General features: G+C 72.2%; 1 protein-coding gene. It reads left to right on the top strand.

The annotated features are described in order from the left end of the window. On the top strand, positions 1-1,541 hold a 1,541-nt coding region (locus ABFY07_RS42635), incomplete at both ends, for a putative T7SS-secreted protein (protein ID WP_346179605.1).

Here is a 1,541-nt window from a genome sequence, read left to right as displayed (position 1 = left end):
CTGGCTCGACGACGCGGTCGAGTCGGGCACGGAGGCCGTCGGGGACGGTGTCGAGTGGCTGGGGAACAAGACCGCGGAGGGCCTGGACAAGGTCGGCTGGGAGAGCGGGGCCGACTGGGTCCGCGACAAGTCCCGCTCCGCGGCCGACGCCCTGGGCGCCGACGTGGCCGAGATGCGGCTGGACGAGACCGAGGACCCGAGGAAACTGGTCTTCGGCAGCGCGGGCAAGCTGCGGTCCACAGCCACCCACCTGCGCGACTTCCAGAAGGCGTTCGACCAGGTCGGCCGGGGACTGAAGGGACTGGACGCCTCCCACCTGAAGGGTAAGAGCGCGGACACCTTCCGCGAGAAGGTGTCCGTCGAACCGCAGAAGTGGTTCAAGGCGGCCGACGCCTGCGAGAAGGCCGCGGCGGCCCTGGAGGGCTTCGCCGGCACCGTGGAGTGGGCACAGGGCCAGGCGGCAGAGGCCGTCGAGGCGTACAAGGCGGCGAAGAAGGCGTCGGAGGAGGCGCGGTCCGCGCACAACGCGAAGGTGGAGGCGTACAACACGGCGGCCGACACCTACAACGCGGCCGTCAAGGACGGCAAGGACCCGGGGCCCGAGCCGAAGAAGCCGGGGGCCTTCCACGACCCGGGCCCGGCGAAGGCCAAGGCCGCGCAGGAGATCCTGGACGAGGCGCGGCGGCAGCGGAACAAGGCGGAGGAGACGGCGCGCGGGGCGGTGGAGCAGGCGCGGGACGCGGCCCCGCCCAAGCCCTCCTACAGCGAGCAGGTCAAGGACGGGCTGGACGGCCTGTCACTGGACGTGGACCACTTCGCCGGCGGGGTGGTCAAGGGGACGGCGGGGCTGGTCAACTTCGCGCGTCAGCTCAACCCCATGGACCCGTACAACCTGACCCATCCGGCCGAGTATGTGACGAATCTGAACAGTACGGCGGCAGGTCTGGTCACGCTGGCCAACGACCCGATGGGCGCGGGCAAGAACATGCTCGACGCCTTCGCCAAGGACCCCGGCGAGGGGCTGGGCCGGCTGGTGCCCGAACTGATCGGCACCAAGGGACTCGGCGCGGCCAAGGAGGGCATGACCGCGGCCTCGTACGCCCGGCGCGGGACGGAGGCCGCGCGGGCGACCCGGGCCGGAGAGGACGCGGCGCGGGCGGCGCTGCGCAAGGAGGGACGGCACCCCTTCGCGCGCCAGGACGCCCGGAAGACCTGCAACGGCACGGATCCGGTGGATCTGGCGACGGGCAAGATGTTCCTGCCGCAGACGGACGTTGCCCTGCCCGGTGATCTGCCGCTGGTGTTCCGCCGCCGGGTGGAGTCCGGCTATACGGCGGGGGGCTGGTTCGGCCCGTCGTGGTCGAGCACGGCCGACCAGCGGCTGGAGATCGACGCCGAGGGCGTGGTGTTCGTCAGCGAGGACGGGCTGCTGCTGTCCTATCCGCACCCGGCCCCCGGTCTGCCCACCCTCCCCGAAGCGGGCCCCAGGTGGCCGCTGGAACGGGACCCCGACGGCGACTACACCCTCACCGACCCCGCCA

It is taken from the genome of Streptomyces sparsogenes subsp. cuspidosporus, from assembly GCF_039532705.1.
In the GTDB taxonomy this organism is placed as follows: Bacteria; Actinomycetota; Actinomycetes; order Streptomycetales; family Streptomycetaceae; genus Streptomyces; species Streptomyces sparsogenes.
The sequence above is the reverse complement of the archived record's forward strand: the minus strand, read 5'-3'. Positions and strand labels throughout refer to the sequence as shown.